This is a genomic window from Thioalkalivibrio sp. AKL9 (genome assembly GCF_000377825.1).
Lineage (GTDB): Bacteria > Pseudomonadota > Gammaproteobacteria > Ectothiorhodospirales > Ectothiorhodospiraceae > Thioalkalivibrio > Thioalkalivibrio versutus.
Genome location: NZ_KB905106.1, coordinates 87,871 through 111,500, shown reverse-complemented (window position 1 = coordinate 111,500; position 23,630 = coordinate 87,871). Strand labels below are relative to the sequence as shown.

Below are 23,630 nucleotides of genomic sequence, written 5' to 3'. Positions count from 1 at the left end.
GTACGGATTCTAGGGAAACATTGATCTATGTACACGTGCGTTTGGGTGCCCCATGTTCCCGATCCTGCCTCGGGGCTCATGGATGGGCAGCGGATCGCAGGCCGCCAAGGCCCGTACGGTGCGCCTTGTTTCGAAAAATCTGCGGGGATCAACGCGACTCATCAGCGTCGTCCAGGGAAGACGAGGGCGCGCGCTGACCGCGCCCGCCACGCTTCAGAGCGACAGGGGGACGCGACGGTAGATTTGCGGTGCGTTGGGGATCTGATCGCTGCTTGCGGGGAAGCGCTGGATCAACTTGTCGTAATAGCTGCGAATGTTCTGCACGTAGAGGACCGGCTCCCAGCCGCGGGCGTAGCCGTAGCGGGTTTGCTCGTGCCATTCGCGTTCCGCCAGCCGTGGCAGCCACTGCATTACGTCCAGCCAGCGATCCGGATCGTCGCCGTTGGCGTCGGCCAGACGCCGGGCGTCATGCAGGTGTCCCAGACCGACGTTGTAGGCCGCCAGCGTCATCCAGGTGCGGTCCGGTTCCGGGATGCGTTCCGGTAGGCGCTCACGCAGGTCCAGCAGGTAGCGGGTGCCACCGTCCACGCTGGATGCCGGATCGGTGCGGTCCTCGACGCCGAGGCCGGATGCGGTGTTCTGGGTCAGCATCATCAGTCCGCGCACCCCGGTGGGGGAGATGGCCTCCGCGTTCCAGTGAGACTCCTGGTAGGCCACGGCGGCGATGAAGCGCCAGTCCAGGCCGTATTCTGCGCCGGCGCGTTCGAACAGGCCGCGAAAGCGATCCAGCTGGCTATCCACGCGCCGGGCGAAGGTCAGGGCGTCCACCAGGTCGTGGGTCTCCAGATGGCCCAGGTAGCGGTCGATCATCAGTTCCAGGTCGCGGTTCTCTCGCAGGCGGTCAATGTAGGCCTCCGCCGCGTCGATCAGGCTGCGGTCGAAGCCGGCCGGGAACAGCCAGGTGACGGCCACCCCGCGCTCGAACTCATAGGCGGTACGCAGATCGGGATGTAAGCGTTGCAGCCGGCCGAACTCCAGGGAGCTCATCAGTGCATAGTCGATTTGGCCCGCGGCCAATGCCTGGCGTTGTGCTTCGGCGGTCCCGATGGGTACCAGCTCGACCGGCGGGTCTCGCGGCTCGTACCCGAGGGTCTCGAACAGGCCCGGATTCGGGGTCTCGGACTCCGGATCCCCTGCCCGGACCGATACCTGTTGCCTCGCCGCGTCGGCGTGGGCCAGATGGGCCCGCAGGCGTTCCGGCAGCGGCGACTGTGCGGTGAGTCCGAGTCGGGTTCCGGCGGGCAGGCTGGCGAGGGCGGGCAGTGCAGCGGTGGATTCGTTGCCGCGCCAGAAGGCGAGAACCTGCTGGATGGCGAGGATCTCCGGACCGCGTTCGATCGTCGGTTCATCGGGGTCCACCAGCAGCCCGGCGGCCAAGTCCGCCCGGTGTTCGCGCAGGCGGCGGTGGGCCTCGGCGGCGGTCTCCACGCGGGTTACGCGAATGCGCGTGCCCAGTTCCTTCGCGAAGCCATGCAGCAGGGCCAGTTCCAGTTGGTCGTGGCCACTAGTGGCCGCCAGCTCCGAGCGCCCCAAGGGCGCTTCGACCAGCACTACCTGCAGTTCCTCGCGGAAGGTCAATTGCTGGAGGGCCGAGGGCGGCTGGAACCAGACCCGCAGGCCGATCATCACCAGCAACACGATGAACACGCCGAGCTCGATCTGGCGCCAGGTCGAGCTCGGTGGGCGAAGGCGAAGGTGCGGGAACATGAACCGATGATACCCAATCGGCCGTGCAGGCAGTGCTGGGCGATGACCGGCGCAGGGAGGTGGTGACCCTATCGCCAGTTCAGGACCAGACCCTGGGCGCGGAGGACCTGCAGTGCGGGGTCGACACAGGTATCGATGAAGGCGGCCCGACGGGGGTTATCGTGCGCTAGACGGCGGTAGTTCGGGCCCGCGGGCAGGCCCGCGAGCTGGTAGATATCCGCCGTGGGGTAGTAGAAGGCGTGCACGAACTGGCGGAACACCCGACGCATCAGCGGGCGGTAGGCCGCCTTCTGCCAGGTCGGCAGGGTATCCAGGTAGCTTTCCAGCGTGTCGCGGGCATGTGCCATGTGGCGCGCTTCGTCGATCATGTGGGTGGAGACGACGTCATGCACCGTGGGGCTGATCTGGTCGCGGCGCTGGTGGATCAGGCGGTTCATCCGGTCCGGGACCTCCTCGCCGATCATCACCGCGATCCAGAAGATCGAGGACTCGAAGGGGGCAAAGCGGCCGACCAGGGTGGCGAGCTTGGGTTTCGGAAAGCGTCGTTCCGGCAGCTCCAGCCCGCTGCGGCGCATGAACTCGATGAACATCAGGCTGTGACCGGCCTCTTCACGCAGCTCGTGCAGGCGGTAGTTCAGCCGGTCCAGGCGGCCGGTCGAGTGCATGGAGATGCGCGAGATGCGTTCCATGAACAGACCTTCCAGCCATAGCGCGCCACTGATGAAATAGAGAAATTCGTATTGCGAGAGGCGCCGTTTCTGCTCGCCCGACAGCGCGGAATATTCCGGCGTGCCGAACAGCGAGATGGCCTCTTCCGGGATCCAGTAGTCCTCCGAAGACAGCGCATCCCAGCGAATCCGCGTGAGCGGATCCTGGTACGGCGAGCTGTTGCGGCTCAAATGATCGAGCAGCTCCTGGGAGGAATTCATCGTTGGCGTGCCGGGACCCATGCGGATAACGCCCGGAATCATACCGACTCTGGCGCTCCGGACCAACGCCAACCCGTTGCAATCTGCGGTTGCTCCCCCATGATGGAGCCCATGGACAAGAATCTGCGGTACCGAATCAATTTCCTGAACAACGGAAAAACGTACGAGCTGTACGCCCGTGACGTTTACCAGGACGAGCTTTACGGTTTCGTCACCATCGAGGGCCTGCTGTTCGGCGAGCGCACACAGGTGGTGGTGGACCCCTCGGAGGAGCGCTTGCGCACCGAGTTCGAGGGTGTGGAGCGCTTCCATGTGCCAATGCACGCGTTGATCCGGATCGACGAGGTCACGGCAGTGGGTACCCCGCGCATTCACGATGCGGGAACTGCCGGGGGCAATGTGCACGCCTTTCCAGGACTTCCGGGCAAGGGCGGTTCCTGATCCCGCAAGCTGCTGTTTTTCGTCCCCTCCATTGCGCCGCTGCCGCGCCTGGTTTAGGATTCCGCGCTTCGTGACCGTCCAGCGGTTGCGGAAAACGGAGAGGTGGCCGAGCGGTCGAAGGCGCACGCCTGGAAAGTGTGTATACGGTAACCCCGTATCGAGGGTTCGAATCCCTCCCTCTCCGCCAGATTCAAGCAAAGGGGCCAGGTTGGCCCCTTTTGTATTTCCAGCCCCTGGCGTATCGGGATTCGAACCCTCGATCGATCGAGATGATGGTTCGACCGGTGGCGCGAAGCGACACCGGAACGCCGAAGCAGCGCGGAGGCGGCCCTGAGGGCGGCGACCACGTCGCCGTAATCCCTCCCTCTCCGCCAGATTCAAGCAAAGGGGCCAGGTTGGCCCCTTTTGCATTTTTGGCCTCGGGGATCCTGCTTGCCGGCTAGTGGCTGGTCCTGGTTCGGCATCCGGTGTTTACGGTGGCTTCGGTCCGCCGCCTGCCAGGCGCTCTCTCGCGAGCGCACCGCGAGGTACTTCTTTGCTCGTGCAAAGAAGTACCCAAGAAACACGCCCGACTGCCGCGACCCCGGCCCGCTGCGCGGGCCGGGGTTTCCCTCGCTCCGAGGCTTTTCGCGGGCGGCGCTGAACTCGCTGCGCTGCGCTCCGCTCAGACATCCAGCGCCTTTTCTCCCGCGAAAAGCCTCTCCACTCGGCGCGACGACAACGGGGAGGAAGGTCAAGACAACGGCTGTCCCGACGTTGTTGCCAGTGGATGATGGCTAGGCTTTCGGACATCTTCGGCACGCTCGGCCTGCGGCCATGGCGTGCCGCGCCCGCCGAGCGGGCGCCGGGGGCCTTCGAGCGGCTGTGCCTGTTGTTGTGCCACGGGGCCGAAATACCTGCTGTTTTGACCTTCCCCTCCCGTATGGAGCCCCTTGCGGAAGGGTTCTCGGGCCGGGAGAAGGCGCTGGATGTCTGAGCGGAGCCGCAGGCGCAGCGAGTTCAGCGCCGCCGGCCCGAGAGCCCTGGAGCAAGGTTCCCGGGCGGAATCCGGGTGCCCTTCTTTGGGTACTTTCTTGGGCAAGCAAGAAAGTACCTCGCGGCGCACTGGCGAGTCAGCGCTCGGCAGGCGGCCGGACGGAGGCACGTAAACACCGGAGGACGAACCGGGACCAGCCGCCGACACCGCCGGCGCAGGCAAAAGAGGTCGGGGCTTGGGAAGTGGCCGTCCTGTGTCCCCCGGGGTCTAGCCGCGGGGCTTGAAGCCGGGTGGGTGGCGGGCGATCCAGGTGACGAAGTCGTGGACGACCGGTTCGGCGAGGAGCGCCTCGCGGGTGTTCAGGCGTTCCGCCAGGGTTTGTTCGTCGAAGTGTTTATGGATGTGGTCATGGCAGGGGCGGCAGACCCACAGGATGCGGGCCTCGCGCTCGGCGCGGCTGAATCGTCGGCGGATGCGCTTGCGCCGGTGCTGCTTGCGCGGGATCAGGTGGTGGCGGGTCAGCGCGTCCATCTTGCGGCCACACAGTTCGCAGGCGGCCGCGGGTCCCGGTTCAGGCTCGTCGGATCCGATCACGGCATCTGCAGGCGGCAGCGCGGCGGCGGCCGGGTGATGGCGTAATCGGGTTCGGCCAGGTCCATGAGGCAGGGCGCACCCTCCGGATCAATGATGCGCGTGGCGATGGCACGGATCGCGTCTTCACGCGGGCCGGTCTCGCGGACTTGGCGGCTGGTGATGGGTTGCCAGTTGCCGTCGCGTTCCTCGGCGATCTCGAAGCCGAAGGGGAAGAAGCCAGGTGCGCCGAGGCGCAGGTCGGTGACGACCAGCCGGTCGGGGGCGTCGGTGTGCTCGACCCGGTGGAAGCGCAGGAAGTCGCCGGCGAACCATTGCAGACGCTGGCCGTCCTCCAGGGCCAGGGCCTCGTCCTGCAGGTGCGCGCCGCGCTCGAAGGCCTCGAAGTCGGGACGGATCGGCTGGTCGAAGATGCCCACCCATGCCTCCAGAAAGCGTTCATTATCCACGACGGTGATGCGCCACAGCAGGAGGTTGAACGGGGTAGGCTGCACCATGCGCGGCTGGTCCTGCAGGTCCATCGCGATGAGGGTGGGCTGGATGCGGTGGTCGATCCAGGCCTTCAGCGCCAGTCCGGACCCGGCATAGGCGGTGGACAGGACCAGCCCGGCCACCAGTAGCCGCGGTGCGAAGCGGTAGAACAACGCGCCGATCGCGGCGACCAGCAGGGGCAGGGTGTAGAGCGGGTCGATCACGAAGATCGAGGCTGTTCCGACCGGCCCGGCGAATGGCCAAAGTAGCTGGGTGCCGTAGGTGGTGAGCGCATCCAGCAGCACATGCGTGGACAGCACCAGGAACAGGAACCACCACCAGCGTCCGAAGCCGATATCGCGGGTGGCCGGAATGCGTGCGAGCAGGCCCGCTACGCCCGTCGCGACCAGCAGATGGACAAGCAGGGAGTGGCTGAAGCCGCGGTGATAGATGAAATCGGAGACGTCGTCCCCGTAGGCTATAAGCACGTCCAGGTCCGGGACGATGGCCACGGCGGCGCCCAGCAGGATGGCCTTGCGGCCCAGGCGTGATCCGAGGGTCAGGCCGCCGACAACGGCGCCCAGGCTGGCTTGGGTGACGGGATCCATGCGGGAGCATTTCCTTTTAGGTGACGCGCTTGCGACTGGCGCGCGGCGCCCGAGTTCACGTGATCAAACCAGAGCGGCAGACATGACTCAAGCCGGAACCGACAACCAATGGCAGTTCTGGGTGGATCGCGGCGGCACCTTCACCGACCTGGTCGCGCGCGCCCCGGAAGGACGGTTGCATACTCGCAAGCTGCTGTCGGACAACCCGCAGGCGTATGCCGATGCCGCGGTACAGGGTATCCGCGATCTCCTCGATCTGGCCGCCGACGCCGCGATTCCGCCTGGGTTGATCCACGAGGTGCGCATGGGCACCACGGTGGCGACCAACGCGCTACTGGAGCGCAAGGGCGAGCCGACCCTCCTGGTCGTCACCGCAGGGTTGGAGGACGCACTGGCGATCGGGCACCAGGCGCGGCCCGACCTGTTTGCGCGCATCATCCGCCTGCCACAGCCGATCTATACGCAAGTGGCTGCGGTGCGCGAGCGGGTGAATGCGGCCGGGGTGGTCCTCCAGCCGGTGGATCTTGACGAGCTGCGCCCGCGCCTGCAGGCGGCGCTGGATGACGGCATTCGTTCGGTGGCGATCGTCTGCATCCACGGCTATCGCTATCCGGCGCATGAGCAGGCCATCGCGGCGCTTGCGCGGGAGATGGGCTTTGCCGAGGTGGCGACCAGCCACGCGACCAGCCCGCTGATCAAGCTGGTGCCGCGTGGCGAGACCACGGTGGTGGATGCCTACCTGTCGCCCGTGCTGCGCCGCTATGTCGATCAGGTGGCCGGCGAACTGGGGGATGTGCCGCTGCGCTTCATGCAGTCGCATGGCGGGCTGGTGGACGCGGCACACTTTCGCGGCCGCGACGCGATCCTGTCCGGGCCGGCCGGCGGCATCGTCGGCGCGCTGAAGACCGCCGCGCCACTCGGCTTCGAGCGCCTGATCACGTTCGACATGGGCGGGACCTCCACCGATGTCGCACACCTGGCCGGGGAGCTGGAACGCCGCCAGGAGAGCGAGGTGGCGGGTGCGCGTCTGCGCGTGCCGATGCTGGATATCCATACCGTGGCCGCTGGCGGTGGGTCGGTCTGCCGCTTCGACGGGATCCGCTTGCGGGTCGGGCCGGAGTCCGCCGGCGCGCAGCCCGGCCCGGCCTGTTACGGCCAGGGTGGGCCGTTGACGGTGACCGATTGCAATGTGCTGCTGGGGCGCTTGCGACCGGAGTATTTCCCGGCCGTGTTCGGCCCCGAGCGCGACCGTCCGCTGGACCCGGAGCCGGTCCGGCAGCAGTTCGATGAGCTGGCGGTTCAGGTCATGTCGATGACGGCCGAGGAGGTGACACCGGAGGCGTTGGCCGAGGGGCTGCTGCAGATCGCAGTTGAGCACATGGCCCAGGCAATCAAGACCATCTCGGTGCAGCGGGGCCATGACGTCTCGCGCTATGCCCTGGTCTGCTTTGGTGGGGCGGGTGGGCAGCATGCCTGCCGGGTCGCGGAACAGCTGGGCATGCGCCACATCCTGTTCCATCCGCTGGGAGGCGTACTGTCCGCCTACGGGATGGGGCTGGGCGAGCTGCGGGCCCTGCGCGAGCGGAGCCTGGAATGGCCACTGGACGACGAACATGCCGTGGCGATCGACGCTGCTCTGGAGGATCAGGCCGAGGCCGCCGCTGAGGCCCTGGCGGAACAAGGGGTAGAGCGCGGGGCCATGCGCATCGAGCGCCGGCTGCATCTGCGGCTGGCCGGTTCCGATACCGCGCTGGAGGTTCCGGCCGGATCCTTCGATGCTCTGATGGAGGCCTTCGCTGCAGTCTATCGCGGGCGCTACGGCTTCGCCCCGCCGGATCGCGAGCTGGTGGTGGCGGTCGCGGCGGCCGAGGCCATCGCGACCGGTACCGAGTTGCCGCCGGATCGGGTACCGGAAACGATGGTCGAGCGTCCTGCACCGGAGGCGGATACGGTCGCGATGGTCGTGGCGGGCGAGATGCGCGACGTACCCCTGTACCGGCGCGAGGCCCTGGGCCCCGGGATGACACTGGCAGGGCCGGCACTGGTAATCGAGGCCACCGCGACGCTGGTGCTGGAGCCGGGCTGGCGGGGTCGGATCGAGCACGAGGGCACGCTGTGCCTGGAGCGCGAGGTGGGCGGCGGTCGGCGGGGGGCAGCCGAAACCACCGATGTGGACGCGATCCCGCGCGACCCCATCCTGCTAGAAGTCTTCAACAATCGCTTCATGGCAATCGCCGACCAGATGGGGTTCACACTGCGCAATACCGCCCATTCGGTGAACATCAAGGAGCGCCTGGATTTCTCCTGTGCGCTGTTCGATGCCAGCGGGAACCTGGTCGCCAATGCTCCCCACATGCCGGTGCATCTGGGCTCGATGGGCGCCAGCGTGCGCGCGGTGGTCGCGGCGGCGGATGGAGATCTGCGTCCCGGAGACGCCTGGGTGCTGAACGATCCCTACAACGGCGGCACCCATCTGCCGGACATCACCGTGGTCACACCGGTCTTCGTGGGCCCCGGGGATGCAGTGACGGAGGATCCGCAGGCCGGGATCGCGCAACCGGCGTTTTTCGTGGCCTCGCGCGGCCACCATGCTGATGTTGGCGGCATCACGCCGGGCTCGATGCCGGCCTTCTCCCGTCGGCTGGAAGAAGAGGGCGTGCTGATCCCGCCGACCCTTCTTGTGCGCGATGGGCGTTTCTCGTCTCCGGCGATGCGGGCGCTACTGGGTTCGGGCGAGTGGCCGGCACGCAACCCGGAGCAGAATCTGGCCGATCTGGAGGCCCAGGTGGCGGCCAACCGCAAGGGGCTCGAAGAGCTGGGCCGGCTGCTGGACGAATATGGCGTGGCCAAGGTGGCGGCCTACATGCGGCATGTGCAGGACAACGCCACCGAGGCGGTACAACGGCTGATCGCGGGCCTGGAAGGTGGCACGTTCACCTATGCGCTGGACAACGGGGCCGAGATCCGGGTGGCCGTGGCCCCCGATCCGGGAGCGCGCCGCCTGCGGATCGATTTCGCGGGGACCTCGCCGGCCCGCGAGGATAACTTCAACGCCCCGGGCTCCATCGTCCGTGCGGCGGTGCTGTACGTGCTGCGCACGCTGCTGGAGGACGAGATTCCCCTGAACGATGGCTGCCTGGCGCCGGTGGACCTGGCGATCCCGGGGGGGTGCCTGCTGAACCCGGCCCCACCCGCTGCAGTGGTGGCGGGCAACGTCGAGACCTCGCAGGTGGTGACCGACGCGCTGTTCGGCGCCCTCGGGGTGCAGGCCGCGGCCCAGGGCACGATGAACAATCTGACCTTCGGCGATGCCGAGCGGCAGTACTACGAGACCATCGCCGGCGGCGCCGGGGCCGGACCCGGCTATGACGGGGCCAGCGCCGTACAGACGCACATGACCAATTCGCGCCTGACCGACCCGGAGGTGCTGGAGAGTCGTTTCCCGGTTCGGGTGGAGCAGTTCGGCTATCGCCGGGGCTCCGGCGGCCGGGGGCAGCGCCGGGGGGGTGACGGCGTGATCCGGCGGTTGGGTTTTGATGCGGCGATGGAGGTGGTGCTGCTGGCCAATCGGCGTCGCGTGCCCCCGTTCGGGCTGGAGGGTGGCGAGCCGGGGGCGCCTGGCGAGGATGCCATTCTGCGCGCGGATGGTACGCGCGAGTCGATGGCAGGCTGTGATCGCCAGTCGGTGGCGCCGGGGGATGCAGTAGAGATCCGGACCCCGGGCGGCGGCGGCTACGGGCGCGTCAGGGAATAGACCCGCCGTAGCACGGGGGCGTCAGTCGTCCCAGCGCTGGGGTACGCGCTGGATCTCGTCGGTGTCGTAGCCGAGCTCGTCCAGGTAGGCGAGGATGGCCTGGTAGTCGTCCTCGGGCATCTCCGGCTCGCGCGCCATGATCCAGACGTAGTCGCGTTTGCTGCGGCCGATGACCGTCTGGCTGTACGCCTCGTCGAGATAGATGATCAGGAACTCGGCCTTGAACGGCCACAGGAAGCGCATGCCCCATTCGGCGTTGTCCTCGCTCTGCACGAAGCCCGTGGGGTTGTACTCGCGGCGCGGCCCGTCAAAGCCGCCCTTGTTGAACGAGAAGGTGGTGGCGATGGTGCCGTCGTCGTTCAGCGCGTACTGCTCCAGCGCGTTGTAGGCATCGCGCTCGAGGAAGGTGGGGATATTCGCGATCACGTACCAGTCGCCCATGTAGCGATCGAGGTCGACGTGGTCCACGGTCGGCATCTTCTGCGGGCTGCTGCATCCGGTCATCAGGATCCCCAGTACCAGGCCCGCGAACAGGGCCGCCAGTGTGCGTGTCATCGATGCATCCCAAAGGGGTTCGAGAGATGGACCGCGTCGCGGCGGAAAAGGTCCGGCTGGGGTGGCAGGTCGCGTGCCGAACCGGGCCAGGGTTGGACTCAGGCGGTCTGGCCGAGGCGCTGGTCCATCAGGTGATCGAACAGCGATTCTTCCGGAATGATCTGCGCGCGACCGCTGCGGAATTCGTGGGCGAGACCCTGAATGCTGTGCTGGCGCTTGGCGCGCCCGGCGGCATCGGTGAACAGCAGGCGTCCGGCGTGACTGCCGCGCCAGACCAGCTTCATGCGCGTGACCCGGGTGCCGGCGGGGGAGGTGAACTGGATCCAGGTGCCGGAGATCAGGTTGTCGGCATGCTCGACATGCTCGTCGTCATGGTCGCGCATCAGGGACGGATCGTCATCCACATGGCGCGGTGAACTGCCGAAGATGGAACCCGGGCGGGCGCTGGCTCGCTTGCGCGCCGGCTCGGACCGTTCTTCGCTGGTGCCAGACTCGCCGGTTGGCCCAGTCGGCGCCTGTTCGGCTGGTGACGGGCGATCGGCGGTGGCAGTGCGGCGTTTCCCGGCGGCCACCAGGTGAGCGCTGACCAGGTCCTGCTTGATGCGGGCGCGCTCCTCCTTCGACAGCGGGGCGCGATCGAGGAAGGCGCGGATGCGGGCCAGGAGCGGGGCGGAGGACTGGAAGTCCGGCTCCTTCTGCATCAGCGCCAGCAGTTCGTGCAGTAGAGCCATGCCATCGTTGTCCGGGTTCGCCGGGTCCGGGGGCGTATCGCCGGCTGCCGAAGCCTCGGCGTCAGCGGTCTTCTGGGCCGTCATCAGGGGTACCCAGGCATCCATCAGTTGTTCGCGCGCCTCGTCGGGGATGTCCTGGCCCATGGAGATCACGGTGCGCTCCACCGTGGATTCGACGCTGTAACTGATCTCCAGCGTGCGCTCTTCCTGCTGTGCCTCGGCCTGCTCGCTCGCGGCCTGGTGGGCGATCTGGTCCTCGGCCGTCGCGAGTTCGTTGCGCAGTCGATCCAGGGCCTCGTCAAAGGCTGCGCTGTCGCTGAGGCCACCGTTGCGCACGCGCTCCACGTTCTCGAAGACCAGGCGGGTGAGCGGCAGTTGTCGGGCCTCGTCCAGGGGCAGGTCGGGGTCGATGCGCAACGCGATGTTCAGTAGCAGGCCGGTCATCTGGCGCGCCGGGTGTGTGCGATCGCGAAAGAAGTGGGTCTCACGCATCGCGATACGCACCAGTGGTAGCTGCAGGTCGGACAGCGGTTCGCGCAGGGCCGGGTTGAGGTCGTCCCGCTTCAGGATCAGGTCGAACAGGCCCTGCAGCAGATCCATGATGAACGGTTCCAGCGTGCTGGCCGGGGATGTGTTCAACACGGTCGTGATGGCCTCGACCGGGCTGCCGGCGGGCACCTGTCCGGTTGCAGTCGTTACCTGGCCGGCGGCCGGAACCTGATACCCGAACTGGCCCCAGTGGCCCGAAGGGGCGCCGGTCCCGGGCGAATCAGCCCCCGGCGGGGCGTTGGTGGGGGCTGTTTGTCCCGGGGTGGCGTCGCTGCGGGTTGCGGGCCTGTTGTGTGCTGGCTGGCGCACTTCTGGAACCGTGAAGCCAGCCTCGCGGAAGCCCTGGAGCAGCGCCTGCATTTCGGGCTGCATTTCCCGGAGCATGTCACGATCGAACCAGTGCAGGAGCAACAGGCATTCGTCGGCGGGCAGCGGGACGGCCTCGACCGCCTCGAGGAACGCCTCGCCCAGTGCGTGGGGGTGCCAGGGCGCGGCTTCGGGCGGCGTGGCCAGTTCATAGTCACGGGTGACGGTCTCCAGCGCGTCGATCTCCTCGGACAGGCTGGAGCGCGCGCTGTTGACGAGCTTGCGCAAGGCGACTTCGCGCTCGGTGTCGGCGTCATCCATCAGGGACAGTTCCAGGCCGGCACCGGCAAGGTCGCCAGCTCCCTCGGTTTCGTCCCCGGAGATCAAGGCTGCATACAGGCGCTCGCGGAAGTGCTGCCGGATCGTTGCACTCCCCAGTCGAACCTGTCGCGACAGGGCGAAGTTCTGCGCCGCCCGCTGCGAATCGATGGCCCGTTCGGACGCCTCCATCAGGCGGTCGTCGAGGTCATTCAGAAAGGCGTCGTGCCGCTCCTGGACCGCCTTGAAAAAAGGTGTCCAGATACGGTGGAGGGTGCGGGCCGGGATCCGTTGGGGTTGCGCCATGTCGGTTCAGTAGCTGAGATCAAGGTTGCCAATCTAGCACCCCGGCAAGCAAAGGTGTCAGTCACCCGCGACGTTTCCCTGGCTTGATGGGGAACCGGATGTCGGGCCCTGGGTCAACGAGGTTGATGTTGATTCATTCGCACGTTGGCGTTGATCCTTCTATCTTTCTACAAGCCCCGGCGCGGCGGGTCCCGGGGCTAGCACGCAAGGCCGGTTCGAACGCCAAAGTGCGAACGGGCCAGTGTCTCCCTGAATATTGTGCAACAGAGGCCGACAGATGCAGCGGATGATTGAATGGGCGGAACAGGGACGGTTGCCGGATACGCTCGTGCGGGCCGGCATTCGGCGGCTGCTGGCGGAGCGGTTGCGCGAGAGCGGGGCCCCGGCCGAGGAGGCGATGGAGCGGCGCTATGCGTTGATCGAGGCGATGCGCGCCGCGCCCGTGGCGTTGTCCACCGAGGTGGCGAACGAGCAGCACTACGAGGTTCCGACCGAGTATTTCGAGCGTTGTCTCGGGCCGTGGCTGAAATACTCCTGTGCCTGGTGGCCGGAGGGCGTGGATGACCTGCGCGGGGCGGAGGCGGCCATGCTGCAGCTGACCTGCGAACGGGCAGGCCTCGAGAACGGGCAGCAGGTCCTGGAGCTGGGCTGCGGCTGGGGTTCGCTGTCGCTCTGGATGGCGGAGCAATACCCGAAGTCGCGCATCGTGTCGGTGTCCAACTCGGCGACTCAGAGAGCCTCGATCGAGGCCCGCCGGGACGCGCGCGGCCTGGAGAACCTCACGATCGTCACCGCGGATATGAACACCTTTGCCCCGGACCAGACCGGGTTCGACCGGGTGGTCTCGGTGGAGATGTTCGAACACATGCGCAACTGGCCCGAGCTGCTGCGGCGCGTGGCGACCTGGCTGCGTCCGGGCGGGCAGTTGTTCATGCATGTCTTCGCCCATCGCGAGTTCGCCTACTTCTTCGAGAGCGAGGGCGAACACGACTGGATGGGGCAGTACTTCTTCCGCGACGGGTTGATGCCATCGGATGATCTGGCGCGGCATTTTCAGGAGGATCTGCGCGTGGTGCGCCAGTGGCGAGTGAACGGCCACCACTACGCGCGCACCCTGAACGCCTGGCTGGCGCGCCAGGACGCCGCGCGGGACGAGCTGATGCCATTGTTCGAACAGACCTACGGCGCGCAGGATGCCGCGCTGTGGTTCCAGCGCTGGCGCATGTTCTACATGGCCTGCGCCGAGTTGTTCGATTATCGCGGCGGGAACGAGTGGTTCGTGTCGCATATCCTGTTTCGCCGGCCCGAGGCCTAGCGGATGGCCGGTTGGGTGATGTTCCTGGTCGGGTTCGGCGCAGCGCTGGCCCTGATGACGGGGGTCTGGGCGGCGAGCGTGTTGCGACGCGACGCGAGCCTGGTGGACCGCTACTGGGGTCTGGGTTTCGTCCTGGTCACGCTGGTGTGGTGGGGGCTGGCCGGGTGGCCCGTGCTGGGGCTGTGGATCGTGATCCCGGTGCTGTTGTGGGGGCTGCGCCTGTCGCTTTTCATCACCTGGCGCAACTGGGGCCACGGCGAGGACGGGCGCTACACGGACATGCGCGCGGGCCGAAGCGATGGTGCCTTCGCCGCGCGCAGTCTGGTCACGATCTTCTGGCTGCAGGGCGCACTGGTGGCGGTGATCGGCCTGCCCATGCTGGCCGTGGTGCGGGCCGAGGCGGTGTGGTGGCCGCTGGCCGTCGCCGGGTTGCTGTTCTGGGCGGTGGGGCTTTTTTTCGAGACGCTGGCGGATGCGCAGATGGCACGTTTTCGCGCCGATCCGGGCAATCGCGGGCAGGTGATGGATCGCGGCCTGTGGCGCTACAGCCGTCATCCCAACTATTTCGGTGAGATTGTGGTCTGGGTCGGGTTCGGCCTGCTGGCCCTGGCTGCGGGCGGCTGGTGGGCCGTGCCCTCGGCGGTGCTGATGATCCTGCTGATCCTGCGTGTGTCCGGCGTCACGTTGCTGGAAAGTCGTCTGCATGAATCCCGCCCCGGTTATGCCGACTACGTGCGCCGCACCAACACGCTGATCCCGGGCCCGCCGCGCAGCTGATGCGGCGGCGGGAGTGATCCCGCACCCTTGCTGCGCTTTCCCTGTCCGCGCTATAAAGCGCACGTCCTGTCCGGCGCTCCAGATGCCGGACGCCGCCCCTGTTTTGTGCACGTCACCGCCAGCGAGCCAGCCGATCCGATGAGCGCGTCCCCGAGTTCTGTCCAGGCCATTGAATTGAAAGGCCGCATGATGCTGGTCTCGGTGCTGCGCGTGTACCAGACCGATCCGCAGGTTCTGGGCGAGGTGCTGGCCGCGCGGCGCGACCAGGCCCCGGATCTGATGCGCGACATGCCCATCGTGCTCGATCTGGAGGCAGTGGCCGAGAGCCCGGAGTCGGACCTGCAGGCAACCATCGAGCGCGTGCGCGCCGAGGGCTTCAAGCTGATCGGCCTGCAGGCAGGTACCGCCGCCGAGCGCCTGCAGAGCTATGCCGAACTGTTCGACGTCCTGCCGGTGCTGCAACTGGGCGGGCGTGGCGGCGCACCCTCCGGCGAGGTGCCACTGGAAGATGAGCCCCCGGTGCAGGACAAGGCCGTCGAGCCCGAGCAGGAACGCCCGCCGGCCGCCGTCGCGGCGGTCCACAGCGCGACTCGCATCGTCGATCAACCGGTGCGTTCCGGGCAGCAGATCTACGCCCGCGGAGGGGACCTGATCGTGACCGGCGCAGTCTCGCCGGGCGCCGAACTTCTGGCGGACGGGCATATCCATGTGCTGGGTCCGTTACGTGGGCGTGCGCTGGCCGGGGTGCGCGGTCTGGTGACCGCGCGTATCTTTTGTCGGCGCCTGGACGCCGAGCTATTGTCCATCGCCGGACACTACCGGATCGCCGAAGACATCACGGAAGCTGAACGTGGCGAGAATCGGCTGGTGACACTGGACGACGAAAGCCTCAAGATCGCGGAGATCTGACCGGCCACCTGCCGGTCACGAATGACAGGAACCCGTCCGCACGCCCCGGGAAGGCCGGGCGCGTGCAAGACGACAAGGAGCTACCGCCAACATGGCACGTATCGTAGTGATTACCTCCGGCAAGGGCGGGGTGGGCAAGACCACCACCTCGGCCGCGATTGCCACTGGCCTGGCCCAGCGCGGTCACAAGACCGTCGTGATCGATTTCGACGTCGGTCTGCGCAACCTCGACCTGATCATGGGCTGCGAGCGGCGCGTGGTGTACGACTTCGTCAACGTGATCAACGGCGATGCGAACCTGAAACAGGCCCTGATCCGCGACAAGCGTGTGGACAACCTCTACATCCTTCCCGCCTCGCAGACCCGCGACAAGGACGCCCTGAGCCAGGATGGCGTGGAGCGCGTGCTGAACGAGTTGTCCGATGACTTTGACTTTATCGTCTGCGACAGCCCGGCCGGGATCGAGCGCGGCGCACTAATGGCCGCCTACTTTGCCGACGAGGCGATCGTGGTGACCAACCCCGAGGTTTCCTCGGTGCGCGACTCCGACCGCATCCTCGGAATCCTCGCGAGCAAGACGCGCAAGGTGGAGCAGGGGGGCGAGCCGATCGAGGGCAAGCTGCTGCTGACGCGTTACTCTGCCGAGCGCGCCGAACGCGGCGAGATGCTGAGCATCGAGGACGTCGGCGAGATCCTGGCGATCGAACTCCTGGGCGTGATCCCGGAATCCCAGGCGGTGCTGAATGCCTCGAACGCCGGACAGCCGGTGGTGCTGGACGAGGAATCCGACGCCGGGCAGGCCTACCAGGACGCGGTGGACCGGTTCCTGGGCGAGGAACGCCCGCTGCGCTTTGTCGATGTGCCGAAGAAGGGCTTCTTCGGGCGCCTGTTCAAGGGTTGATCATGGGGATTTTCGATTACTTCCGTCAGCCGCGGCAGAAGAGCGCCAGCGTTGCCAAGGAGCGTCTGCAGATCATCGTGGCGCGCGAGCGTGCGGCGCGCTCCGGGCCCGACTACCTCCCGGCCATGCAGCAGGAGCTGCTGCAGGTGATCCGCAAATACGTTCAGGTGGACGACGAGGCCGTGCAGATGAACGTGGACCGCGAAGGGGACTGCGAGGTCCTCGAGCTGAACATTACCCTGCCGGACGACCAGGACTAACGCGATGAAAGTTCTTGTGACCGGCTCGGCCGGTTTCATCGGCAGCGCTCTGAGCCTGCGCCTGCTGGAGCGTGGCGACCAGGTGGTCGGCGTCGACAATCTGAACGACTACTACGACGTCTCGCTGAAGGAGGCGCGCCTGGCGCGCACCCAGGACCACCCGAACTTCACCGAGGTGCGCGAGGACATCGCCGATCGCGCCGCGATGGAGCGGGTGTTCCGCGAACACCGGCCGCAGCGGGTGGTGAACCTGGCGGCCCAGGCCGGCGTGCGCTATTCGCTGGAGAACCCGGCGGCCTATGTCGACACCAACCTGGTCGGTTTTGGCAACATCCTGGAGGGCTGCCGCCATAACGGCGTTGAGCACCTGGTCTATGCCAGCTCGAGCTCGGTCTACGGCGCCAACACCACCATGCCGTTCTCGGTGCACGACAACGTCGATCACCCGCTGAGCCTGTACGCCGCCAGCAAGAAGGCCAACGAGCTGATGGCGCATACCTACAGCCATCTCTACGACCTGCCGGTGACCGGGCTGCGCTTCTTCACTGTCTACGGCCCCTGGGGCCGCCCGGACATGGCGCTGTTCATGTTCACCAAGAAGATCCTGGCGGGCGAGCCGATCGACGTCTTCAACTACGGCCACCACCGGCGCGACTTCACCTATATCGACGACATCGTTGAGGGCGTGATCCGCACTCTGGATCACGTGGCCCCGCGCAACCCCGACTGGAACGGGGCCGAGCCCGACTCGGCCACCAGCGCAGCCCCCTACCGCCTGTACAACATCGGCAACCACGAGCCGGTGGAGCTGATGCGCTACATCGAGGTCCTCGAGGACTGCCTGGGCAAGAAGGCCGAGAAGAACCTCCTGCCGTTGCAGCCGGGGGATGTCCCGGACACCTATGCCGATGTCGAGGCCCTGCGCGAGGACGTGGGCTATGCCCCGGCCACCGCGGTGGACGACGGCATTGCGCGCTTCGTCGAGTGGTATCGCGACTACTACCGCGTCTGATGCCCAGCCCGCGGCGATCCGGCCGCGCGGTCCTTCGGCTTTCTCGTTTGCTTGATCCTTCCGCGTCTGTTGTTCGCCGTCTGACTCGCTGCTCGTTCACCCAGGCCTTGCACACCAGGAACCTGTAGCCGGCCGGCGAGTCCACCGGAGACATGGATGCAAGGAGACAAGGGATGAGCCAGACGATTCTGATGGTAGTAACCAGTCACGGCGAGATCGCTCCAGGCCAGGCGACGGGCGTATGGTTCGACGAGTTCGCCGAGCCCTATGATCGCTTCCGCAAGGCGGGATTCGAGGTCAAGGTGGCCAGTCCGAAGGGCGGCCCCGTGCCGCTGGATCCGAAAAGCCTGGAGGCCAGTCATGCGGGCTCCGCGGCGGTGGCCGCGCAGGAGGCCCTAGATGACACCATCGCGCTGAATGAGCACACGAACCACGGCGCCTATGCCGCGATCTTTTTCCCCGGCGGCCACGGCACCATGTTCGACCTGCCGGACAATCCGCATGTCCAGCGCCTGGTCGCGGAATTCATGGACAACGACAAGGTGGTTGGCGCCGTCTGTCACGGGCCGGCCTGTCTGGTCGGTGCGATGCTGGCGGATGGCAGTTCCGCGGTGAAGGGGCGCAAGGTGGCGGCCTTCACCAACAGCGAGGAGAAGGCGGTCCAGCTGGACACCGCGATGCCGTTCCTGCTGCAGGACAAGCTGCAGGAGCTCGGCGGCGAGGTGGATACCGCCGACGACTGGGCCGATCACGTGGTGGTGGACGGCAAGCTGGTGACCGGGCAAAACCCGCAGTCCAGCAAGAGTGTCGCCGACGCGATCGTGCGGCTGTTGCGCGAGACGGGCTGAATACGCGAACCGGGGGCCGGGGCATGCTGTCCCCGGCCTTTTTCGGAATCTGTTTTGAACCGGGTTCAAAAACCGTCGTGGGTTCGATATGCTGAGCGCCATGACTACCGGGGATCGCAAACGCCGCGAGCGCGAGACGCGCGAGGCGCTGTTCATCGAGCGGGCGCACGAGCGCATCCGCGAGGACGGCCTGCTGGCTCTGCAAATGTCGAAGCTGGCGGCGGACTGCGAGTACGCGACCGGTACGCTGTACCAGCACTTCGAGTCGAAAGAGGACCTGCTGGCGGCGGTGGCGGCACGCACGACGCTGCAACGGGCGGCGCTTTTCCGGGCCATCCCCGAGCTCTCCCTGGGTACGCGCTCGCGCATGCTGGCGATCGTGCTGACCGACATCGATTTCGCCGCGCAGAACCCCGACTACTACCGCCTGACCCAGTACCTGGTGACCGAGGTGGTCTGGGCGAATGTGTCGGTTCCGCGCCGCATGGCATTGCTGGAGGCCGGGAAGCCGATCAGCGAGGCGGTGCATGCGGTGGTGGCCGAGGCGCGCGAACGCAGCGATCTGCCCCCGGCGCGCGAGATCTCCGAAGACGAGATGGGACTGGGGCCGTGGGCGCTGAACGTGGGGATGCAAAGCCTTGCCAGTGCGCGGGGCCTGCTGGATGCCTACGACATCCACCGCCCCTATGATCATCTGATTCGGCATTTCCACGCCCTGATGACCGGCTGGCGCTGGGAACCGCGTCTGGACCCGGACGAGCCCACGGTGGTGCGCGCGGAGACCGAGCGCGTGCGTGCGGCGCTGCACGATGCGGGCATCGGTGCGGGCGACGCACCACCCGCCGGCTAGCACTTCGACTACAACTCAAGATGCAGGCGGCATTGAATCCGCCGGATCCGGCAGATCCTGAATGAAGCGTTTCATCCTTATGCTGGTGGCGGTGGCCATCGTGCTCGGCGGTATTTTCGGCTTCAAGGCCTTCGTCGATCAGGAGATTGCGGAGTACTTCGAAGATATGCCGGAGCCGGTGGTGACCATCAACGCCGCCGAGGTGTCGACGGACTCCTGGACTCCGCAGGTGCGTGCGATCGGTAGCCTGGAGGCCGTGCAGGGCGCGACCCTGAGCTTCGAGGCGCAGGGAATCGTCAAGACCATCCACTTCGAGAACGGTGCGCGGGTCGAGGCCGGCGATCCGCTGGTGGACCTGGATACCACCCTGGACGAGGCCGAGCTCGACAACCTGCGGGCCGGCGAGCGCCTGGCGCGCCGCGAGCTGGAGCGTGCCAGGGGCCTGATCGAGCGCAACGACATCTCGGATTCGGAATTTCAGCGCCGGGTCGCCGAGGCCGAGCAGGCCCAGGCCTCGGTGAAGGCGCAGGAGGCGCGCATCCGGCAGAAGAGCCTGCGCGCGCCGTTTGCGGGCGAGCTGGGTATCCGCGAGGTGAGCGTCGGGCAGTTCGTCGGGCCCGGGGATCCGATCGTGGTGCTGGAGGCGTTGCAGCCGCTGTATGTGAATTTCACCCTGCCGGAACGCCGCCTGGGCGAGATCGCCCTGGGTCAGGACGTCCGTGTGGAGGTGGATGCCTTTGGCGAAGAGTTCACCGGCGAGGTCACGGCCATCGAGCCGCGGGTCCGCGCGGCCTCGCGCATGTTCCGCGTGCAGGCCCTGCTGGAAAACGAACAGGGTCGCCTGCGTGCGGGGCAGTTCGCCCGGGTGACGCTGGATCGCGGGGAGTCCGAGGAGGCGGTGGTCGCGCCGCAGACCGCGATCCGCTTTGCGCCCTGGGGGCAATCGGTATTCGTGATCGCGGAGGACGACGAAGGCCAGCTGCGGGTGGAACAACGCCTGATCGAGACCGGCGCGCGCCGCGGTGATCTGGTGCAGGTCCTTGACGGGCTGGAGCCGGGTGAGCGTATCGCGGCCAGTGGCCTGCTCAAGCTGCAAAACGACTCCCCGGTCGAGATCACCGAGGATGCCCAGCCCGATGCCGAGCGCGACCCGCGCCCGGCGAACCGCTAGAGCGGGGTCGCTGGCATGCGCTTTACCGATATCTTCATCCAGAAGCCGGTGCTCGCCACGGTGGTGAGTCTGTTCATCCTGTTGTTCGGGGTGCGCGCGGTATTTGACCTGAACGTGCGCCAGTTCCCCGAGGTGCAGAACGCGGTGGTGACCGTCAGCACCGCGTATATCGGCGCGGATGCCGATCTGGTGCAGGGCTTCATCACCACGCCGATGGAGCGCGAGGTGGCCGAGGCCGAGGGGATCGATTACCTCGTCTCCACCAGCCGCGCGGGAATCAGCATCGTCGAGGCCCATCTGGAGCTGGACTACGATCCCAACGTGGCCCTGACGCAGATCGCGGCCCAGGTGGACAAGATTCGCAGCGACCTGCCGGCGGAGGCCGAGGACTCGGTGGTGGATCTGTCCGTGGGGCAGGACGTGGCTGCAATGTACATGTCGTTCTACTCCGAACGGTTGTCCAACAACCAGACCACCGATTACCTGATCCGCGAGGTGCAGCCGGAACTGGCGACCATCAACGGCGTGCAGCGAGCCGAGATCCTGGGCGCCCAGAGCTTTGCGATGCGCGCCTGGCTGGATGCCGATCGCATGGCCGCCTTCGGTGTGACCGGGCGCGACGTGCGCGAGGCCCTGGAGCGCAACAATGTGCTGTCCGCCGTGGGCCAGACGCGGGGTTCCATGGTTGGGCTGGACCTGACGGCGGATACCGATCTGAGTCGTCCGGAGGAGTTCGAGCAGCTGATCCTGTTCGAGACCGGCGGCGACCTGGTGCGCCTGGGCGACGTGGCCGAGGTGGAGCTGGGCTCGGAGAACTACGACACCTCGGTGCGCTTCAATGGCGAGGCGGCCACCTTCGTCGGGATCGAGATGGCGCCGGATGCCAACGCCCTGGACGTGATTGCCGAGGTCCGCGACGTATTCGACGAGCGCATCCTGCCGCGCCTGCCCTCGGGGCTGGAAGGCGAGATCGTCTACGACTCCACGGACTACATCCAGAGTGCGATCGACGAGGTGCTGGTGACCATCGGCCTGGCGCTGGGGATCGTGCTGGTGGTGATCTACCTGTTCCTCGGCTCGTTGCGCAGCGTGATTATCCCGGCCGTAGCGGTGCCGCTATCGCTGGTCGGCACCTTCATGCTGATGCTGCTGATGGGGTTCTCGCTGAACCTGTTGACCCTGCTGGCGATGGTGCTGGCCATCGGCATCGTGGTGGATGACGCCATCATCATGCTGGAGAACATCTCCCGTCATATCGAGGAGGGGATGTCGCGTATGGACGCGGCGATCCAGGGGGCGCGCGAACTCGCCTGGCCGATTGTGGCGATGTCGACCACCCTGGTGGCGGTGTTCCTGCCGCTGGGGTTCATCGGCGGGCTGACCGGGACGCTCTTCATCGAGTTCGCGTTCACCCTGGCGGCGACCGTCGTGATCTCGGGGATTGTCGCGATCACGTTGTCGCCGATGATGTGCTCGAAGATCCTGCGCGATGGCGCCACCGAGAAGCGCGGACGCATCGAAGGCTGGCTGGATGCACGCTTCGACTCCCTCCAGCAACGCTATCGTCGGCGCCTGCATGGGGCGCTGAATGACCGCTTCACCATCGCGGTGTTCGGTGCCATCGTGCTGGTGTCCTGCTACTTCCTGTTCGTCACCTCGCAGAGCGAGCTGGAGCCGCCGGAGGACCAGGGCTTCGCGTTCTCCATCATGGAGGGCGATGCCTACATGGGCCTGGACTGGCTGGAACGCAACACCGAGTTGACCGACCGCTTCTTCGACGAAATCCCGGAGCTCGATAACATCTTTATCGTGAACGGTTTTGGCGGCGGCCCGGGCATCGCCGGTGCCGGCAACCAGGCCCTGGGCGGTTTCGTCCTCGCACCCTGGGATCAGCGTGATCGGGATACCGAGACCATCCTGCAGGAGGAGCTGCAGCCACGCCTGGACCGCATCCCGGCGCTGGAGGTGTTCGCGATCCAGCCGCCCCAGCTGCCCACCCCGGGCGACGGTGCACCGGTGAGTGTGGTCCTTGGCTCCACCGGTTCGTTCGAGGAGCTGGAGCAGTTCGCCAGCGAGATCATGCAGCGGGCGATGGCGACCGGGCGCTTCATCTTCATGGACTCCGATCTCGACTTCGATCAGCCGCAGGTGGATCTCAAGATCGACCGCGAACGCGCCGCCCAGCTCGGGATCGACATGGCCACGCTCAATGCCGATCTGGCGACCATGCTGTCTGGCGGGTTTGCCGGGCGCTTCGCGATGGAGAACCGCAGCTATCGCGTGATTCCTCAGGTGCAGCGCAGCGAGCGCCTGAATCCGGAGCAGCTGGAAGAGTTGTTCACGCGTACCCGTGACGGCGAGCCGATCCCGTTATCCAGCATCGTGACACTGGAAGAAACGGTGACCCCGCGCTCGCTCAAGCGCTTCCAGCAGCTCAATGCCGTGACCCTGTCGGGCGTGCCGCGGCCGGGGGTGACCCTGGGCGAGGCGCTGGACATCATCGACGAGATTGCCGCCGACGTGCTCCCCCCGGATGTCAGTGTCGACTATGCCGGACAGTCGCGTCAGCTGAAGGCCGAGGGCAGTGAGCTGGTGGTCACCTTCTTCTTTGCCCTGTTGGTGATCTTCCTGGTCCTGGCTGCTCAGTTCGAGTCCTTCCGCGACCCGTTGATCATTCTGACCACGGTGCCGATGTCGATCGCCGGGGCACTGATCTTCATCAGCCTTGGGATGACTTCGCTGAATATCTATACCCAGGTGGGGCTGCTGACCCTGATCGGCCTGATCGCCAAGCACGGCATCCTGATCGTGGAGTTCGCCAACCAGCTGCAGCGCCAGGGGCGGACGCTGCGCGAGGCGATCGAGGAGGCGTCGGCCCTGCGCCTGCGGCCGATCCTGATGACCACCACCGCGACCGTGGTGGCGATGGTGCCCTTGCTGATGGCCGCCGGGGCCGGCGCCGGCTCGCGTTTCGCGATGGGCCTGGTGATCGCGAGCGGCATGGCGATCGGGACCCTGTTCACCCTGTTCGTGGTGCCCGCCATCTACCTCTACCTAGCGCGGGATCACCATGCCGCCGGTGACGGAGCGCCCGCCACTGCCGCCACGTCCTGATACCCGGGGTCGTGGGCTGTGTGACGGGGCGTTCCCAGCGGCCCGTCACAGGCCCTGTGCGGCGGGTCGCGCCAAAGGCATGCACAGGCTACGGTCTTCGACTACAATCGACTTCCGCAATCCGTCGCGGTCGGTGTTTCGATGCCTGGCTGCACCATTGCGAACCCGAAC

Annotated in this window: 19 protein-coding genes and 1 tRNA gene; 14 read left to right on the top strand and 6 right to left on the bottom strand. The window is 66.7% G+C overall.

Going from position 1 to position 23,630, the window contains the following annotated elements:
• Positions 1–213: 213 nt before the first annotated feature.
• Positions 214–1,767 (bottom strand): membrane-bound lytic murein transglycosylase MltF, encoded by a 1,554-nt coding sequence (mltF, locus tag D573_RS0105440; protein ID WP_018937852.1) that lies wholly within the window; start codon positions 1,765–1,767, stop codon positions 214–216.
• A 68-nt stretch (positions 1,768–1,835) separates the two neighbouring features.
• Complete coding sequence (locus D573_RS0105435) at positions 1,836–2,696, bottom strand: diiron oxygenase (RefSeq protein ID WP_026287920.1); 861 nt, start codon at positions 2,694–2,696, stop codon at positions 1,836–1,838.
• Positions 2,697–2,807: 111 nt separating this feature from the next.
• Here D573_RS0105435 and D573_RS0105430 point away from each other — a divergent pair, with 111 nt between their 5' ends.
• The 3 genes from D573_RS0105430 to D573_RS14805 all read left to right on the top strand — a co-directional run bounded on the left by D573_RS0105430 (position 2,808) and on the right by D573_RS14805 (position 4,113).
• Complete coding sequence (locus D573_RS0105430; RefSeq protein WP_018144371.1) at positions 2,808–3,137, top strand: DUF1820 family protein; 330 nt, start codon at positions 2,808–2,810, stop codon at positions 3,135–3,137.
• Between the two features lie 96 nt (positions 3,138–3,233).
• Positions 3,234–3,324: transfer RNA gene (locus D573_RS0105425), tRNA-Ser, on the top strand.
• Positions 3,325–3,906: 582 nt separating this feature from the next.
• Complete coding sequence (locus D573_RS14805) at positions 3,907–4,113, top strand: hypothetical protein (RefSeq protein WP_018939179.1); 207 nt, start codon at positions 3,907–3,909, stop codon at positions 4,111–4,113.
• Between the two features lie 267 nt (positions 4,114–4,380).
• Here the strand turns inward: D573_RS14805 and D573_RS0105415 are convergent, their stop codons facing one another.
• Together D573_RS0105415 and D573_RS0105410 are read right to left on the bottom strand one after the other, a co-directional pair.
• On the bottom strand, positions 4,381–4,644 hold the full coding sequence (locus D573_RS0105415; RefSeq protein ID WP_051076210.1) for a hypothetical protein: 264 nt from the start codon (positions 4,642–4,644) through the stop codon (positions 4,381–4,383).
• A 59-nt stretch (positions 4,645–4,703) separates the two neighbouring features.
• Entirely contained in the window at positions 4,704–5,783 is a 1,080-nt protein-coding gene (locus tag D573_RS0105410; RefSeq protein WP_018937849.1) for a metal-dependent hydrolase, read from the bottom strand.
• Between the two features lie 82 nt (positions 5,784–5,865).
• Here D573_RS0105410 and D573_RS0105405 point away from each other — a divergent pair, with 82 nt between their 5' ends.
• On the top strand, positions 5,866–9,537 hold the full coding sequence (locus D573_RS0105405) for a hydantoinase B/oxoprolinase family protein (protein ID WP_018937848.1): 3,672 nt from the start codon (positions 5,866–5,868) through the stop codon (positions 9,535–9,537).
• 21 nt (positions 9,538–9,558) lie between these two features.
• Here the strand turns inward: D573_RS0105405 and D573_RS0105400 are convergent, their stop codons facing one another.
• Both D573_RS0105400 and D573_RS0105395 read right to left on the bottom strand, forming a co-directional pair.
• Positions 9,559–10,092: a lipocalin family protein gene (locus tag D573_RS0105400; RefSeq protein ID WP_018649831.1), complete on the bottom strand. Its 534-nt coding sequence runs from the start codon at positions 10,090–10,092 to the stop codon at positions 9,559–9,561.
• Positions 10,093–10,190: 98 nt separating this feature from the next.
• Positions 10,191–12,302, bottom strand: a complete 2,112-nt coding sequence (locus tag D573_RS0105395) for a DUF1631 family protein (RefSeq protein ID WP_018937847.1) — start codon at positions 12,300–12,302, stop codon at positions 10,191–10,193.
• Positions 12,303–12,579: 277 nt separating this feature from the next.
• Between D573_RS0105395 and D573_RS0105390 the strand changes: the two genes are divergently transcribed.
• From D573_RS0105390 to D573_RS0105345, 10 genes are all read left to right on the top strand, one after another.
• Positions 12,580–13,617 (top strand): cyclopropane-fatty-acyl-phospholipid synthase family protein, encoded by a 1,038-nt coding sequence (locus D573_RS0105390; protein ID WP_018937846.1) that lies wholly within the window; start codon positions 12,580–12,582, stop codon positions 13,615–13,617.
• A 3-nt stretch (positions 13,618–13,620) separates the two neighbouring features.
• On the top strand, positions 13,621–14,394 hold the full coding sequence (locus D573_RS0105385; protein WP_018937845.1) for a DUF1295 domain-containing protein: 774 nt from the start codon (positions 13,621–13,623) through the stop codon (positions 14,392–14,394).
• Between the two features lie 186 nt (positions 14,395–14,580).
• Positions 14,581–15,303 carry a septum site-determining protein MinC gene (gene minC, locus D573_RS0105380; RefSeq protein ID WP_018937844.1) on the top strand — a complete coding sequence of 241 codons (723 nt, stop codon included), beginning with the start codon at positions 14,581–14,583 and terminating at the stop codon, positions 15,301–15,303.
• Between the two features lie 91 nt (positions 15,304–15,394).
• On the top strand, positions 15,395–16,204 hold the full coding sequence (minD, locus tag D573_RS0105375) for a septum site-determining protein MinD (RefSeq protein WP_018937843.1): 810 nt from the start codon (positions 15,395–15,397) through the stop codon (positions 16,202–16,204).
• 2 nt (positions 16,205–16,206) lie between these two features.
• Positions 16,207–16,464, top strand: a complete 258-nt coding sequence (gene minE / locus D573_RS0105370; protein WP_018937842.1) for a cell division topological specificity factor MinE — start codon at positions 16,207–16,209, stop codon at positions 16,462–16,464.
• 4 nt (positions 16,465–16,468) lie between these two features.
• Positions 16,469–17,476, top strand: a complete 1,008-nt coding sequence (locus D573_RS0105365; RefSeq protein ID WP_018937841.1) for an NAD-dependent epimerase — start codon at positions 16,469–16,471, stop codon at positions 17,474–17,476.
• A 173-nt stretch (positions 17,477–17,649) separates the two neighbouring features.
• Positions 17,650–18,324: a type 1 glutamine amidotransferase domain-containing protein gene (locus tag D573_RS0105360; RefSeq protein WP_018937840.1), complete on the top strand. Its 675-nt coding sequence runs from the start codon at positions 17,650–17,652 to the stop codon at positions 18,322–18,324.
• Between the two features lie 88 nt (positions 18,325–18,412).
• Positions 18,413–19,174 carry a TetR/AcrR family transcriptional regulator gene (locus tag D573_RS0105355; RefSeq protein ID WP_018937839.1) on the top strand — a complete coding sequence of 254 codons (762 nt, stop codon included), beginning with the start codon at positions 18,413–18,415 and terminating at the stop codon, positions 19,172–19,174.
• A gap of 61 nt (positions 19,175–19,235) precedes the next feature.
• Positions 19,236–20,345, top strand: a complete 1,110-nt coding sequence (locus tag D573_RS0105350; protein WP_018937838.1) for an efflux RND transporter periplasmic adaptor subunit — start codon at positions 19,236–19,238, stop codon at positions 20,343–20,345.
• Between the two features lie 15 nt (positions 20,346–20,360).
• The gene (locus D573_RS0105345; protein WP_018937837.1) at positions 20,361–23,459 is read left to right on the top strand and encodes an efflux RND transporter permease subunit; all 3,099 of its coding nucleotides are present in this window, start codon (positions 20,361–20,363) and stop codon (positions 23,457–23,459) included.
• Positions 23,460–23,630: the final 171 nt, after the last annotated feature.